General features: G+C 39.8%; 15 protein-coding genes. 8 read left to right on the top strand and 7 right to left on the bottom strand.

The window, feature by feature from the left end:
* Positions 1–21 precede the first annotated feature (21 nt).
* Complete coding sequence (yghU, locus tag ODQ17_RS10675; protein ID WP_322903504.1) at positions 22–870, top strand: glutathione-dependent disulfide-bond oxidoreductase; 849 nt, start codon at positions 22–24, stop codon at positions 868–870.
* Between the two features lie 66 nt (positions 871–936).
* Here the strand turns inward: yghU and ODQ17_RS10670 are convergent, their stop codons facing one another.
* Positions 937–1,344, bottom strand: a complete 408-nt coding sequence (locus ODQ17_RS10670) for a DUF2000 domain-containing protein (RefSeq protein WP_107973273.1) — start codon at positions 1,342–1,344, stop codon at positions 937–939.
* Between the two features lie 154 nt (positions 1,345–1,498).
* On the opposite strand from ODQ17_RS10670, the gene ODQ17_RS10665 reads away from it, so the two are divergent.
* Entirely contained in the window at positions 1,499–2,101 is a 603-nt protein-coding gene (locus ODQ17_RS10665; RefSeq protein WP_322903501.1) for a LysE family translocator, read from the top strand.
* Between the two features lie 38 nt (positions 2,102–2,139).
* On the opposite strand, the gene ODQ17_RS10660 is transcribed toward ODQ17_RS10665, so the two are convergent.
* Positions 2,140–2,958 carry an AraC family transcriptional regulator gene (locus ODQ17_RS10660; RefSeq protein ID WP_322903499.1) on the bottom strand — a complete coding sequence of 273 codons (819 nt, stop codon included), beginning with the start codon at positions 2,956–2,958 and terminating at the stop codon, positions 2,140–2,142.
* Positions 2,959–3,018: 60 nt separating this feature from the next.
* Entirely contained in the window at positions 3,019–3,921 is a 903-nt protein-coding gene (locus ODQ17_RS10655; RefSeq protein ID WP_322903497.1) for a LysR family transcriptional regulator, read from the bottom strand.
* A gap of 125 nt (positions 3,922–4,046) precedes the next feature.
* Here ODQ17_RS10655 and ODQ17_RS10650 point away from each other — a divergent pair, with 125 nt between their 5' ends.
* From ODQ17_RS10650 to ODQ17_RS10630, 5 genes are all read left to right on the top strand, one after another.
* Entirely contained in the window at positions 4,047–4,784 is a 738-nt protein-coding gene (locus tag ODQ17_RS10650; RefSeq protein WP_322903495.1) for an SDR family oxidoreductase, read from the top strand.
* 236 nt (positions 4,785–5,020) lie between these two features.
* Positions 5,021–5,530: a rhodanese-like domain-containing protein gene (locus ODQ17_RS10645; RefSeq protein WP_151821791.1), complete on the top strand. Its 510-nt coding sequence runs from the start codon at positions 5,021–5,023 to the stop codon at positions 5,528–5,530.
* An 18-nt stretch (positions 5,531–5,548) separates the two neighbouring features.
* The gene (gene epsC, locus ODQ17_RS10640) at positions 5,549–6,490 is read left to right on the top strand and encodes a serine O-acetyltransferase EpsC (protein ID WP_075382795.1); all 942 of its coding nucleotides are present in this window, start codon (positions 5,549–5,551) and stop codon (positions 6,488–6,490) included.
* Between the two features lie 257 nt (positions 6,491–6,747).
* On the top strand, positions 6,748–7,680 hold the full coding sequence (locus ODQ17_RS10635; RefSeq protein ID WP_001107602.1) for a family 2A encapsulin nanocompartment shell protein: 933 nt from the start codon (positions 6,748–6,750) through the stop codon (positions 7,678–7,680).
* Complete coding sequence (locus ODQ17_RS10630; protein WP_322903492.1) at positions 7,655–9,616, top strand: family 2A encapsulin nanocompartment cargo protein cysteine desulfurase; 1,962 nt, start codon at positions 7,655–7,657, stop codon at positions 9,614–9,616. The genes ODQ17_RS10635 and ODQ17_RS10630 overlap by 26 nt, the downstream gene beginning before the upstream one ends.
* 465 nt (positions 9,617–10,081) lie before the next feature.
* Here ODQ17_RS10630 and ODQ17_RS10620 read toward each other — a convergent pair whose 3' ends face one another.
* On the bottom strand, positions 10,082–10,720 hold the full coding sequence (locus ODQ17_RS10620; protein ID WP_322903490.1) for a LysE family translocator: 639 nt from the start codon (positions 10,718–10,720) through the stop codon (positions 10,082–10,084).
* Between the two features lie 91 nt (positions 10,721–10,811).
* Here ODQ17_RS10620 and ODQ17_RS10615 point away from each other — a divergent pair, with 91 nt between their 5' ends.
* Positions 10,812–11,747, top strand: coding sequence for a LysR family transcriptional regulator (locus ODQ17_RS10615; protein WP_322903488.1), 936 nt, complete (start codon positions 10,812–10,814; stop codon positions 11,745–11,747).
* 247 nt (positions 11,748–11,994) lie between these two features.
* Here ODQ17_RS10615 and ODQ17_RS10605 read toward each other — a convergent pair whose 3' ends face one another.
* From ODQ17_RS10605 to ODQ17_RS10595, 3 genes are all read right to left on the bottom strand, one after another.
* Positions 11,995–12,861, bottom strand: coding sequence for a cysteine ABC transporter substrate-binding protein (locus ODQ17_RS10605; RefSeq protein ID WP_322903484.1), 867 nt, complete (start codon positions 12,859–12,861; stop codon positions 11,995–11,997).
* Positions 12,862–12,943: 82 nt separating this feature from the next.
* Positions 12,944–13,804, bottom strand: a complete 861-nt coding sequence (locus tag ODQ17_RS10600) for a transporter substrate-binding domain-containing protein (protein ID WP_322903482.1) — start codon at positions 13,802–13,804, stop codon at positions 12,944–12,946.
* Between the two features lie 30 nt (positions 13,805–13,834).
* Positions 13,835–14,566, bottom strand: a complete 732-nt coding sequence (locus ODQ17_RS10595) for an amino acid ABC transporter ATP-binding protein (RefSeq protein ID WP_322903480.1) — start codon at positions 14,564–14,566, stop codon at positions 13,835–13,837.

Here is a 14,566-nt window from a genome sequence, read left to right as displayed (position 1 = left end):
ACACCAAACACGAGATAAAAAATGAGTGATTCAAACTATATTCCTCCACAAGTTTGGCAATGGACTGGAGAAAAAACCGATTTAAACCAACCGACTTCAGGTGCGCGTTACGAGCATACACTTCCCGTCGGTAAACATCCGCTCCAGCTCTACTCTTTAGCAACGCCTAATGGCCAAAAAGTCACTATTTTGCTAGAAGAACTTTTAGCATTAGGACATCAAGATGCTGAATATGATGCATGGCTGATTAAAATTGGTGAAGGTCAGCAATTTGGCAGTGGCTTTGTAGAAATTAATCCAAACTCTAAAATTCCAGCATTGGTTGACCATAGCCAAAACCCGCCATTAAGAGTGTTTGAATCTGGCTCAATTTTGCTTTACTTAGCTGAAAAGTTTAAAGCTTTCATTCCAACTGATATTACTGCACGTACTGAATGCCTTAATTGGTTATTCTGGCAAATGGGCAGCGCACCTTACTTAGGTGGTGGTTTTGGGCATTTTTATGCTTATGCACCTGTTAAAATTGAATATGCAGTAAACCGCTTTGCCTTGGAAACGAAACGTTTACTTGATGTATTAGATCAGCATCTAGCAAAGCATGAATATTTGGCTGGTTCCGAATATAGCATTGCTGATATTGCGGCGTTCCCTTGGTATGGCGGTCTTGTTAAAAACTGGGTGTATAACGGCGCAGAGTTTTTAGGAGTCGATCAATATAAAAATGTTCAGCGCTGGGCAGATGCGATTTTAGCTCGCCCTGCGGTTCAACGTGGTCGTATGGTCAACCGTACTTTTGGTGATTTAGCTACCCAGTTGCATGAACGCCATGATGCCAGCGATTTTGAGACCAAGACTCAAGATAAAGTTTAATCATCATTTTTAAACAAAACCCACTTTTGCTCAAAAAGTGGGTTTTATCATTCTTTCAATAATATTTTATTGATGCAAAGAAAGTCCCTTTATTGCCTTATCAACGGCCTTTTTAGGCCCTCTTAACGCTAGCCCAACCAAATTTAATTGATTTGCATCATCGGCTAAAAAAACCGCCCGATTATCTTCATCATTTCCTGTAGAAAACATGGCATGTACATAAGGAATTATCGTCAAATCTTGCTCAATTGCTTTGCGATGCGCTTTTTGCATTCCAGATAAATCCCCTTCAAATACCAACATCGGCTGCCCTAACATGTTGCCATACTCATAGCCATTCGCATCGATATAAGGTTTCCCCAACATTTCAGGTACAGCAGAGGCAATCCCTGTTGCCAAAAAAGCCACCACATTTAATCTCTGCCACGTCGCAAGATCATTACGGACAATCAGCGCAATTTTTGTATCAAACATAAACCTCTTTCCTGAATCATAACTTTAACTCGCTCATCATGACTCATTCAGATTTTTTTCGTCTTGTACGTTTGTGCAGGAGCCATCACAAACGTACAAGACCATAAATTTGCGAGTCACTATGCTGGGTTGTTTTTGTTTCAGCAGATACGTTATGGAAATCTTTTTTTATACCTTGAGTGTGATGTATAGCCCCGGTCCTGTAAATTTTATGGGACTAAACGCTGGGCTAACCGGACAGTTCAAAAGAACAATTTATTTTTTTATAGGTGTCGGTTGTGCAATGCTGATGTTATTCATGATTTTTGGATATATCGGTGCCGCGATCATTCCACAAAATGCCTTGCACTATATTGCTTTGTTTGGCGCGTGTTATACGTTTTACCTTTCATATCAAATGCTAAAGTCAGATATCGATATTAGTGACGAAGCCACTGAAGTTCAGGCACTTTCATTCTGGAATGGTTTCTGGATACAAGCTTTAAACCCAAAAGGAATTTTAGTGATTCTGCCTGTTACAACCATTATGTACCCGACAGCACATATCATTGGCGTTCAAATATTCTTCGTATCATTGCTCATTTCACTGGGTGCAGCTGGCGCGCCCTGTCTTTATTCTTGGGCAGGTGCAGTGTTAGGTAAAAAAATTAAAAATAAAATCTGGTTTAATCGTATAAACAAAGTCATGGGAATGATGCTAATCGTTTCTGGCATATTTATGCTTTATGATTTTTTGAAAGGCATGAACCTAATTTAAGATAAAGTCTATGTCAGCCTAAACAGGCTGGCTTTTGTTTAAGAAGAGAGCTTATTGATCATCCGCCATCTGGCTGGAGTCAATCCAAATGCTTTTAGAAAATGACGTGTCATGTGGCTTTGATCAAAAAATCCTGCAATCAATGAAGCTTGAGTTAAGGACTCTCCATACATCAAGCAGGACTTTACAACTTCCAGCCTACGCATAGTCATATATCGATGTGGACTTGTACCAAATAGCAGGCGAAAATCACGTGAAAGACTCCAGCGGTCTCGTCCCACATTTTTTTCAATATCATCTAAAGAGATATTTTCATATAAAGAAGCATGTATAAATTCTCTAGCGCGCTCCGCTGTGACATAGTCATAAGAATGTGAGGTGCGCTGATTATTACCAGAAATATCGTAAAGTGTGGTTGCCAAATCATATAAAGCATCTTGTTTTTCTAAAGGATCAATATGCTGGTCCATTCCCTGTAATAAAACATCGGTTGCTTTAAATAAACGGGGATCCTGACTCAAGCCATTTTCAAAAAATGGTAAAGGTTTGCCCTTCATAATTTCCTGTAGAGTTGCAGGTTCTACGTACACCATCCGATATCTAAAACCATCTCGACTACCTGACTCTCCATCATGTTTTTCATCAGGATGTAAAACCATCGTCATACCCGGCTGGCTATGTTTCATCTCTCCACGATAATGAAAGCTTTGAACACCTGTTAATGTTCGACCAATTGCAAAAGTATCGTGGCGATGTGACTCATACGCATGATCGGTAAAAAAGGCTTCAATTCGTTCGAGACTATTAGGGTCAGAATTTCTAACAATCCAATCATTTGCATTGGGTAATTCAATCACATATTCACCAAAATTTTATATGTGCTAGAGAGCATTCTACCTATACGTTATACGCTATCGTTATTTTGAAAAATACCCCGTATATAACTCACTCAGCCAAGCGACAAAAACGCGTACGCGTGGTGAGAGCTGCCGATGCTGCGGATATAAAGCAGAAACTGACATCTCCGGGATTTCCCACGCAGATAAAACCTCAACCAGTTGTCCGTCTTTTAACTCATTCGCTACATGATAGCGCGGGACCTGAATTAAACCTGCCCCACGTAAAGCAGATAATACATAGTTTTCAGCATCATTTACCGCGATCCAGCTTTTCAAAAAATAATCTTGTTTTTTGCCATTCACCATCAATTCAAATGGATAATTCCGCCCGCCTGCGGTCGAGAAGAAATTGACACAATAATGTGATAACAAATCCTCTGGTTGCGATGGTGTTCCATGTTTATTTAGATAGTCAGGACTTGCACAAATGACTTGTGGCATATCCACCAAATGTCTAGCAATTAAAGTTGAATCATCCAAACGTCCTGCTCTCACCACACAGTCTATCCCTTCCCTAATCAGATCAACCAAGCGATCGCCTGTACTAATTAAGAGTTCAATGTCAGGGTACAGCTGATGAAATTGGTCGATATTGGGTAAAACAATTTTGGTCGCATGTGCGCCTGATAAATCGACACGTAATAAACCACGGGGCTGAGCAATTACATTCCGTAAGGAGGATTCGGCATCGTCGAGTTCCGATAATATTTGTGTACAACGCTCATAAAATGCTTGTCCATCTAGTGATGGCCTTACATGCCGAGTCGTCCGCTCTAGCAAACGACACTGTAAGTTATTTTCTAGCTCTTTAATGGCATTACTTGCTGTAGCACGTGGGATATTTAGCTGATCGGCTGCCTGACTAAAACTACCCAGCTCTACGATGCGGGTAAAAAGTTGCAATGTATCAAATTTATCCATAGTGCTCGCTTTTAACCCTATCTATTATTAATAAATATGGAATTATCTTATCCAATTATGAAGATTTATCCCATATTTCTATATTATTAAAATAAGCCATACTTATTCAAACAGGCAATCTAAAAATGAATATTTCAAGAAAAACAGCTCTGGTTACTGGTGCATCACGTGGTATTGGTCGTGCTATTGCTGAGCGTTTAGCTCAAGATGGCTTTTATGTCATTGTTAACTATGCTGGCAATACAGTGCATGCCCAAGCAACTGTAGATCATATTATTGAGCAAGGTGGTCAAGCCTCTGCTATTCAAGCAGACGTTGCAAATGAACATGAGGTGAGTCGTTTGTTTCAAGAAGCAAAAGCCATTAACGGTCAATTAGACGTTGTGATTCATAGTGCTGGTATTATGCCTATGGCAAAAATTACACCTGAAAGTCTGCCAGATTTCGATAAAGTAATTCATACCAATTTACGTGGTGCATTTTTAATATTGGCGCATGCAGCCGAAACAGTTCCAGATGGTGGTCGGATTATTACGCTTTCAACGAGTGTAATTGCTAAATCTTTTCCGGCATATGGTCCCTACATTGCTTCAAAAGCAGGTGTAGAAGGCTTAGTACATGTGTTAGCAAATGAGTTACGCGGCCGAAATATTACCGTAAATGCAGTTGCGCCTGGCCCTACAGGTACTGACCTTTTTTACAATGGAAAAACTGATGAACAAGTAGCGGCTATTGCAAAACTTGCCCCATTGGAAAGAATCGGAACACCTGAAGAAATTGCCAGTGTAGTTGCCATGCTAGCTGGCCCAGATGGACGTTGGGTAAATTCACAAGTCATTCGAGTAAATGGTGGATTTGCTTAATATTTAAAACCATATGGATTATTTTAATCCATATGGTTTTTACCAAATGTTAAAATAAATCAAACATATTATTAGAAGAACTTTATAAGATTAATTAATACGGTTTTATATAAAATATTTAGCTTGCTTATTTATTAAAAAAATATATATAAATAGATATTACTTATTTTTGCTTATATTTAAAAACGCGTAAATTGAACAATAACAATCTGAATCGAAGATAAGGAATTATTTAAATGAATGCCAAATTAAATACAGAAAACCCATCTGGTTTTATCTCTTCGAGTTCTAATACATCTTTGTCAAAAGACACTATTCTTAGTAAAGCACAGCAATACGCACAGGAACATGAACTTAATTTTAGTGGCAGTTTATCACCTACTGATGCATGGCAACTCGTACAACAAGGCGAAGCTGTTTTAGTTGATGTGCGTACCAATGAAGAACGTAAATTTGTGGGTTATGTCCCTGAAAGTGTTCATGTCGCTTGGGCAACAGGCACATCGTTTAACCGTAATCCACGCTTTTTAAAAGAACTCGAATCAAAAGTTGGCAAAGACAAAACCATTCTTTTGTTATGCCGTAGTGGCAACCGTTCAGCACAAGCTGCCGAGGCCGCATTTAATGCTGGTTTTGAGCATATTTATAACGTTCTTGAAGGCTTCGAAGGCGATCTAAATGATCAGCAACAGCGTAATCAGAAAAATGGTTGGCGCATCCATCAACTTCCTTGGCAACAAGACTAATACTTTAATCAATTTTCAGTGAATCAAGGAAAGCTTGTGACTCAATGGAACATTAATGCTGTTGTACAAGGTTTACAACAAGCACGGCATGACTGGCGTCAGCAGCAACACAGAACCAAAGAATTTGGGGGCCGTGAACTTCCATCTAAAGAAGCGTTAAAAGCCATTTTAGATGACCTATGTGGAATTTTATTTCCAATGCGTTTAGGCCCTGCTGACTTACGTCAAGAAACTGAAGATTCTTATATTGCCTATACTTTAAATCGGGTACTCACAGCCTTACATGCTCAAGTACAACTGGCTTTAAACTATGAAGCAAAACGTCATTTGAGTCATTCGAACACAGTGCAACAGCCAGACGAACTTGCTCAAAATATTGTGCAGGATTTTGCCAACACCTTACCCTCTATACGACGTCTTTTAGACGGCGATGTGCGTGCTGCTTATGAAGGCGATCCGGCGGCGCATAGTGTGGATGAGGTATTACTTTGCTATCCGGGCATATTTGCGATTATTCATCATCGAATAGCGCATCAACTCTATGCCCAAGTGCCTTTATTGTCTCGCATTATTTCCGAGTTGGCGCATTCTGCAACTGGTATTGATATTCATCCGGGTGCAAAAATCGGTAAAGGATTCTTCATCGATCATGGTACGGGTGTGGTGATTGGTGAAACTAGCGTTATTGGAGAGCGTGTCCGTATTTATCAGGCAGTGACCCTTGGAGCGAAACGATTTGAAACCAATGATGATGGTGGTTTGAAAAAAGACTATACACGCCATCCAATTGTTGAAGATGACGTAGTGATCTATGCAGGTGCCACTATTTTAGGTCGTATTACGATTGGTCGAGGGTCCATTATTGGGGGAAATGTCTGGCTTACACATAGTATTCCCGCAGGAAGCCAGATTTTACAGTCACCACTGGAGGCTTATCAAAAAAATCCAGAATTTAAATAAATCGTATTCACAATTTTATATATAAGAGTTTTAACCAATATATTAAAAACATGAATTTGGTATATATAAATCAGTTTATTACTTATTTATATTAAATTTTCATAAACATATGCTTATTCATAATAAGTGAACTGTGTTCATTTATTTATACCTTATTCATATTTTGAAAATCGAATATTTAATTCTAATCTGTTAACACGATAATTTAAAAATTTAACATTTTATAACCAAGCCACTGTAATAAGGAAAAATGATTCATGGCGAAAAATACTGACAAAGCCCAACTTGCGCTGGGGGACCACGCAGCCCGTCAACTGGCCAATGCAACCAAAACTGCTCCCCAACTTTCTACAATTACTCCCAGATGGCTGACTCACTTACTTCAATGGCTTCCTGTTGAAGCAGGTATCTACCGCTTAAACCGTGTAAATAATACTGATGATATTCAAGTCGCTTGCACACAACGTGATGAAGCAACTTTACCTCAAACTTTTGTTGATTATGACCCAGAACCACGCGAATACTTTTTAAATGGTGTATCTACTGTTTTAGATGTACATACACGTGTTGCTGACCTTTACAGCAGCCCACACGACCAAATTAAAGAACAGCTCCGTTTAACGATTGAAACCATTAAAGAACGTCAAGAAAGTGAGCTTATCAATAACCCTGAATACGGTTTACTGGCAAGTGTGACAGATGACCAACGTATTTCGACTTTAAATGGCCCACCTACTCCAGATGATCTTGATGATTTGTTACGTAAAGTCTGGAAAGAACCAGGATTTTTCCTAGCACACCCTGATGCGATTGCAGCATTTGGACGTGAATGTACACGCCGTGGTGTACCGCCTCCAACGGTTAGCTTATTTGGTTCGCAATTCATTACATGGCGCGGTATTCCACTCATTCCATCAAATAAAATTCCTGTAGAAGATGGCAAAACTAAAATCTTGCTGCTTCGTGTTGGTGAAAAGCGTCAAGGGATTGTTGGTTTATTCCAACCAGGTCTTGCTGGTGAACAGTCACCAGGGCTTTCAGTACGCTTTATGGGAATCAACCGTAACGCGATTGCGTCGTATCTAATCTCATTATATTGCTCACTTGCAGTACTCACTGATGATGCGTTGGCAGTATTAGATGATGTGGAGGTGGACAAATATCATGACTACCCAGTTAACTACAAGTAATCTGCAAGGTAGTCCAACGGAGCCTGAAGTGACTGGTGTTAATCCACCAGCCAACTTCCCTGATGAGTCCACCATTGCTCGACTTGCTAATGAGTTTTTTTCAGCATTACCAAGCTCAAGCAGTTCAGCTTCTCCATCGGGCCTAAACTTGGACTTACCTGTCGGAGCGCCACCCCACCCACCACAACCGGGTGAACCATTTTCTGCACTCAGTGGTCGTGCGCCCAATATCGCCTTTCAGAAAAGTCTTAATCCGGAATATCCTGAGCATATTCCAAATTTGCCAGACTACCCTGAACGCCGAATTGTAGCGTCTGCGCCTGTGGTTGGTGGAGCTAATTTGCCGCGCCCACCATTTGAGCCACATTTGCCACAAGCTGCTCATAGTGAACCCAATGTGCCACGCATTGAACCAAACTTACCCACTGGTGCAGGTGAATCACCTTATTATTTTTTAAATGATTTTTCTGCTCCCAATGCAGCAGAACCGTCTGTTAAAGGTGTTGAAGATAATTATTCGGTTGCACAGTCTTTTCAGTTACCACATGGTGACCAGCTGAAATCATTGCTGACGGAAGATCGTTTTGCAACGAATACGCCTCCCCAAAGTTCGGCAAGCTCTGCATTTTATTTTTTAGACTTGCCTCAAAGTGGACAAAGTTATAGTCACTATCAACCATCACAACCCACTTTTGTAGCAAGCAGTGCTCAACCACTCGATGTAGATGCTATACGTCGCGATTTCCCAATTTTACAGGAACGCGTCAACGGTCGACCTCTAGTTTGGTTGGATAATGCTGCGACCACACAAAAACCGCAGCGCGTGATTGACCGGATTGCTTATTTTTATCAGCATGAAAACTCAAATATTCACCGCGCTGCCCATGAGTTAGCGGCTCGTGCAACCGATGCCTATGAGCATGCAAGAAATGTAGTTGCCCGATTTATTGGTGCACCCTCTTCTAAAGAAATTATCTTTGTTCGAGGAACAACCGAAGGCATTAACCTGATTGCAAAAACATGGGGTGAGCAAAATATTGGTGAAGGTGATGAAATTATCGTTTCTCACTTAGAACACCATGCCAATATTGTGCCTTGGTATCAACTCACTAAAAAAACTGGAGCAAAATTAAGAGTCATTCCTGTGGATGACACGGGCCAGATTATTTTAGAAGAGTTGCCAAAACTGATTAATGAACGCACTAAACTGCTGTCGATTACTCAAGTTTCGAATGCTTTAGGAACAGTCACACCTGTTGCTGAAGTCATTAAAATTGCGCATGCCAAAGGTGTACGTGTTTTAGTTGATGGTGCTCAATCTGTTTCGCACATCCCTACCGATGTACAAGCTCTCGATGCAGACTTTTTTGTGTTTTCTGGACATAAAGTATTTGGTCCAACGGGCATTGGCGCGGTCTATGCAAAACCAGAGTTGCTAGAAAGCATGCCTGTTTGGGAAGGCGGCGGTAACATGATTCAGGATGTTACCTTCGAACAAGTAGTTTACCAACCTGCACCAAACAAGTTTGAAGCTGGAACTGGAAACATTGCCGATGCTGTTGGTTTAGGCGCTGCGCTTGAATATGTCGAAAGTCTAGGCATTCATAACATTGCTCGCTATGAACATGATCTACTCGAATATGGTCAAAATGCACTGAGCAGTGTGTCAGGTTTACGTTTGATCGGAACGGCGCATCACAAAGCCAGTGTTATGTCCTTTACCTTACAAGGCTATTCAACTGAACAAGTCGGTAAAGCTTTAAATCAACATGGTATTGCCGTACGTTCTGGCCATCACTGTGCACAGCCAATTTTACGTCGTTTTGGTGTAGAACAAACCGTGCGTCCGTCTTTGGCTTTTTATAATACGACTGAAGAAATTGATTTATTGGTGTCAGTGTTACATCAACTGACGCGTAATAGGCGTACCAGTTAAATTTATTTTTGCAAAAAAGACTGCTTTCGAGCAGTCTTTTTTATGGATTATTTATTAAAACTACTTGAGCTCTAAAGTTATATATAGGAACAAGTCAAAGTAGCTATCACGGAGGAATCTTATTATTTTAAATTCAATTTCTGAATTAGCCTTCGGCTCGAGCTAAGAGTTATTAATACTCTAGACAATTTAAAGTAATTATCACGGCGGAGTCTTACCGTTTTGCCTCCAAAGAAAGTAGCTAATTCTGTTACTTTTTTAAAAAGTAACCAAAAATTTTCTCATCCACAGAACCTGTTCTCTGTCTTCATTTATCAAAAAATATTGCAAATACATTATCTTTATAAATTATGGGCAGGCTGTGGATGAAATTCAGCACGAGCAAATGCAAGTATGGACTCCGTTGTGCTAATCTAAAAACTTGCAGATAACTTTAACCAGAGAAAATATTAATAGATACCCAACTTAATTAAACAATCCCCAAATCAATCTCAATGCAATCCCAATTAATAAAACTCCCATTACCCGCTCAAAATAAACTCCAAACTCTAAAAACCGTTTACGTACAATAGGCTGAGCAAACAGTACGCTTACCACCATAAACCAGATGGCATTAACCATACACATCCAGACTCCATAAAAAACCTGAACTTTCATTGGTGTGGCCGTACTTACAATCGTCGTAAAAATTGCCAGAAAAAAGATAGTAGCTTTTGGGTTTAATGCATTGGTAAGAAAACCCATAGTAAAAGCTTTAAATAAACTCGGCATGTCACTGTCTGCTGAGCCATTAATTTCAATATTGGTATTTGGCTGGCTACGTAAACACTGCCATCCTAAATACACTAAGTAAGCTGCCCCTGCTGTTCTGATCAGTGACATGAGCCATTCACTTTGTTGAATCAAAAAGCCAATACCAACCAGTGTATAAAAAACATGTACTGAAATTCCGACACCAATACCAATTGCGGTTAGACATCCAATTAAGTAGCCATAACGTACACTTTGTCTTACCGTAATCACAAAATCTGGACCTGGTAAAATCACCGCCATAAAGTGAATAAGAGCTAGCGTTAAAAACTCATGTCCATACAACTGCCACATAACAATTTAGTTTCCTGAAAATCACCTAAAAGATTGTATTGCGATTTTTTAAACGCGATAATCCAATCAAAATCCAAATAACTTTTGCCTCATGAGCACAAATCAAAGTCTGATTCTGTTAAATGAAATGGCGACTTTCGTTAAGGTTGTCGAGTCGGAAAGTTTTTCTGAAACTGCTCGCCAGCTTGGTACAACACCTTCAGCTGTAAGCCGCGCGATTGCCCGTTTAGAACGTGCTTTAGGCACCCGCTTACTCTATCGGACTACACGGAAACTTCGTTTAAGTGAAAGTGGACAACAGGTCTATCAACGTTGCTTAGATATGGTGAACGCTGCACAAGCAGTCATGGAAAGTTCAGGCCAATTTCATGTCGAGCCAGAAGGTATTATTCGCATGAGTGTTCCAAAAGCTGTCGGACATTTTATGATTCACCCACATTTACCCGAGTTTTTAGAACTCTACCCGAAAATTGATATACAAATGCTTTTAGAAGATCGTTATGTAGACCTGATTGATGATGGCGTTGATTTAGCACTTCGAATTACAGAGCAACCACCAGGTGGCCTTATGGGCCGAAAGCTGATTGATATTGATCACTTGGTTTGTGCTACACCTGAATATTTGTCCAAGCACGGTACACCGAACCATCCTCATGATTTAAAGCAGCATGAATGTATTTACTTGGGTGAACAAGCCAGTGACTCAAAGTGGAAATTTCAGCAAGGAAATAAATCGATCAGTGTGGCTGTGCGTGGACGTTATGCAGCAAACCATACGGGTGTGCGTTTGAGTGCGGCATTACAGCATTTAGGTATTGCGAGCTTACCTTACTTCGTTGCACGCCATGCGCTACAACAAGGTACCTTAGTTCAGGTTTTACCCGACTGGTATTTTAAAACTTATTATAGTGGCGGGCTGTGGTTACTGTACCCACCGACACGGCATGTCCCGCCTAAATTGAGTGTGTTTATTCAATATTTGGCAGATAAATTAGCAGCAGAGCCGACTTTATTTAAGTTAATGTAATATAGAATCAAGGAATTAGCACGATGGAATCCCACCTTTCAACCTCTAAAGCAAGCAGCTAATTCTGTTACTTTTTTTTGAAAAAAGTAACCAAAAAACTTTCTCATCTACAGAACCTGACCACTGTTTCCATCTATAAAAAATATTACAAAAACATTATCTTTATAAATTATGGGCAGGCTGTAGATGAATCTTAGCTCGAGTAAATACTATCTAGAGTTCTAATCATTAGAGGTTATTAGCACGATTACTCAACTAATAAATCTTTTGGATTAATCGTATCGCCATACACTGGTTTTAACGTTTTTTCATAAGCCTGATGAATCACGCCGTCTTTAGCCAGTTTCTCTAAATCTTGGTTCAACCAGTCCAATAATTCTTTATCGCCTTTTCTCACTGCTGGTGCAATTAAGTCCTGCTCACCTAAATTGGTAATGCCAACGGTGTAATTTGGATTTTCTTTAGCCCAAGCTAAAACCAGCAAGTTATCATGTGCAAGCGCAGCACCACGACCATCTTTTAAAGCATCAAAAGTTTCAGTGTTTTGTTCATACTTTTGTAGTTTAATTTCAGGATGAGTCTTAGTGAAGAATGAATCAGCTGTTGTACCTTTGTTTACCAATAAAGTTTTATCTTTAAGTTGAGCCACATCAGTAATCGGATGACTTTTTGGAGAAACCACACCTAGTGCCACTTTTAAATAAGGTTTAGCAAAATCGACCACTTCTTTACGTTCTGGTGTAACGGTAAAGTTTGCAAAAATAATATCCACTTTATTGGCTTTTAAGTATTCGACACGGTTAGCCGCTTCAGTTAAAACAAACTCAACTTTGTTTTCATCACCCAACAAGTCTTTAGCGACATGCTTAGCAATCTCTACATCAAAACCCTGATTTTTACCTTGAGCATCTAAATATCCAAACGGCGGTTTATCACTAAATACACCAATTCGTACCACGCCGTTCTTTTTGATCTGTTCAATACTCGACACAGTTTGTGTGGTATCTGCCGTTTTTTCAGTAGACTGAGTTCCTTTGTCACATGCAACTAAACCCAAACTCAGTAAAGACACAGCTAAAATATGCTTCACGTTTTGAAATGTTAATGTTGTCATTATTTCACCCTATCGTTCTTGTAAAAGTCTTATTTAAAATCGCAGCGCCTACTTCTAGACACTGCCTCAGCGATATCGAAAATTATTGGCCTACATCTAAAAACACATTCGGATTGACCGAGTCGCCGTAAATTGGTTTCAAGGTTTCATCATAAATTTTATTAATTTCACCATTTGTTCTGAGCTGCTTGATTTCAGTATTGAGCCAATTCAACAATTGGGTATTGCCCTTTTTAACTGCTGGTGCAATAAACTCTTGATCACCAATGGACTGAATACCTGCCACATAACTTGGGTTCTTCGCGGCCCATGCCAAAGCATAGGTACTATCTTGTGAAATCGCGTCACCACGACCGTCGGTTAAGGCTTTGAAGGCATCCGAATTTCTTTCGAACTTAAGTAAATTTACTTTTGGATAATGCTTGGTAAAGTAGGTATCTGAACTTGTGCCTTTATTGACAATTAATGTCTTACCTTCTAATTGAGCAATATCAGTAATCGGCTTGGTTTTAGGCGAGACAATACCAAAAGCACCTTTTAAATAAGGCTCGGCAAAATCGACAACCTCCTTACGTTCAGGGGTTACCGTAAATGTCGCGAACACCACATCGGCACGATTTGATTTTAAAAACTCTACCCGATTTGAAGCTTCAGTCACAATAAACTCAACTTTCTTTTCATCACCGAGCAAATCTTTAGTCACCCGTTTTGCTAAAGCCACGTCAAAGCCCTGATTATTACCTGCACTATCTACATAACCAAACGGCGGATCATCGGCAAAAACGGCAACTCGTAGAACCCCATTTTTTTTGACTTGCTCTAAAGAATGGTCTTCTTGACTATTACTTGCCTGTTCAGTGGATGGCGTTTTACTACATGCAGTTAACAACACCCCAGCAACAGCAAGACTGCTTAATATTTTTATTGAATTACGTTTAAACATTCACTTCCTCATGATTCAAATAATAAAAATTTAGTACGACAAAATATTTAAGAAAGCTTTCGCTCTTTCTGTTTTTGGCTGTTCAAAAAATTCTTCTGGTGAAGCCTGTTCAATAATCTTGCCCTTATCCATAAAAATAATGCGGTCAGCAACCTTACGGGCAAAGGACATCTCATGTGTCACAATCAGCATGGTCATTCCTTCATTCGCTAACTTAAGGACTACATCAAGCACTTCTCTAACCATTTCCGGATCAAGTGCAGCGGTAATTTCATCAAGTAAAATGACTTTAGGTTGCATGACCAGTGAACGTACAATGGCAATACGCTGTTTTTGTCCACCAGAAAGTTGTCGTGGATAATCAAGTTTTCGCTCAAATAGTCCGACGCGCTTTAACAACTCATCCGCTACTTGTTCTGCTTCATCACGATGGCGTTTTTGTACTTTAAGTGGCCCGAGCAAAATGTTGTCAATAACGTTCATATGCCCAAATAGCTCATAGTTCTGAAAAACCATGCCAATTTTTTGACGAGCATTAGTCCAGTCCACATCTTTACCGAGCACACCTGAGCCAGTTAAACAAATTTCGCCACCCTGAATCGGTTCTAGGCCATTAATACAGCGCAACAAGGTACTTTTACCGCAGCCCGATGGACCTAAAATAACAACCACTTCTCCTTGTTCTACATCCAGATCAATGCTCTGTAAAATATGACTTTGTGCAAATGATTTCTGTAATTGTTGTATCGATAACAAAGGCAT

It is taken from the genome of Acinetobacter sp. IRS14 (assembly GCF_034650275.1).
GTDB lineage: Bacteria > Pseudomonadota > Gammaproteobacteria > Pseudomonadales > Moraxellaceae > Acinetobacter > Acinetobacter oleivorans.
This window is presented reverse-complemented; position numbering and strand designations above follow the sequence as displayed.

Coding starts and splice junctions, on each gene's coding strand:
- yghU (WP_322903504.1), top strand. CDS start 22: ATGAGTGATTCAAACTATATTCCTCCACAAGTTTGGCAATGGACTGGA.
- ODQ17_RS10670 (WP_107973273.1), bottom strand. CDS start 1,344: ATGTTTGATACAAAAATTGCGCTGATTGTCCGTAATGATCTTGCGACG.
- ODQ17_RS10665 (WP_322903501.1), top strand. CDS start 1,499: ATGGAAATCTTTTTTTATACCTTGAGTGTGATGTATAGCCCCGGTCCT.
- ODQ17_RS10655 (WP_322903497.1), bottom strand. CDS start 3,921: ATGGATAAATTTGATACATTGCAACTTTTTACCCGCATCGTAGAGCTG.
- ODQ17_RS10650 (WP_322903495.1), top strand. CDS start 4,047: ATGAATATTTCAAGAAAAACAGCTCTGGTTACTGGTGCATCACGTGGT.
- ODQ17_RS10645 (WP_151821791.1), top strand. CDS start 5,021: ATGAATGCCAAATTAAATACAGAAAACCCATCTGGTTTTATCTCTTCG.
- ODQ17_RS10635 (WP_001107602.1), top strand. CDS start 6,748: ATGGCGAAAAATACTGACAAAGCCCAACTTGCGCTGGGGGACCACGCA.
- ODQ17_RS10630 (WP_322903492.1), top strand. CDS start 7,655: ATGACTACCCAGTTAACTACAAGTAATCTGCAAGGTAGTCCAACGGAG.
- ODQ17_RS10620 (WP_322903490.1), bottom strand. CDS start 10,720: ATGTGGCAGTTGTATGGACATGAGTTTTTAACGCTAGCTCTTATTCAC.
- ODQ17_RS10615 (WP_322903488.1), top strand. CDS start 10,812: ATGAGCACAAATCAAAGTCTGATTCTGTTAAATGAAATGGCGACTTTC.
- ODQ17_RS10605 (WP_322903484.1), bottom strand. CDS start 12,861: ATGACAACATTAACATTTCAAAACGTGAAGCATATTTTAGCTGTGTCT.
- ODQ17_RS10600 (WP_322903482.1), bottom strand. CDS start 13,804: ATGTTTAAACGTAATTCAATAAAAATATTAAGCAGTCTTGCTGTTGCT.
- ODQ17_RS10595 (WP_322903480.1), bottom strand. CDS start 14,566: ATGCCTTTGTTATCGATACAACAATTACAGAAATCATTTGCACAAAGT.